This is a genomic window from Streptomyces katrae (assembly GCF_000966975.1).
Taxonomy (GTDB): domain Bacteria; phylum Actinomycetota; class Actinomycetes; order Streptomycetales; family Streptomycetaceae; genus Streptomyces; species Streptomyces katrae.
This window is the reverse complement of the sequence record NZ_JZWV01001412.1, coordinates 1-302: the sequence shown is the minus strand read 5'-3', so window position 1 is coordinate 302 and position 302 is coordinate 1. Positions and strand designations below refer to the sequence as shown.

At 79.8% G+C, this 302-nt stretch carries 1 pseudogene; it reads left to right on the top strand.

Annotated features, from left to right (window positions below):
- Positions 1 to 302: pseudogene (locus VR44_RS37805) on the top strand (acyltransferase family protein); the annotation flags it as partial.

The following is a 302-nucleotide window of genomic DNA, read 5'->3' as shown; positions in this document are numbered from 1 at the left end:
GCTGCGGGACCGGCTGGCGCGGCTGCTGGAGCGGCCGGCGCTGTGGGCGCCGGTGGTGGTGGTCAACCTGTCGGCGATGACGGTCCTGTGCTGGCACCAGACGGCGATGCTGGCGGCGGCCGCCCCGGCCTCGTTCTCCGGCGGTGCGGTGGCCGGGCTGACGACGGCGCCCGACGGCCCGGGCTGGATCGCGGCGCGGGTGGTGTGGCTGCCGGTGTTCGCGGCGCTGCTGGTGGGGATCGCCCGTTACGCGCGCCGGTTCGAGGTGGCGCCGGCGCCGGGGCGGCGGGGGGCGGCGGCCC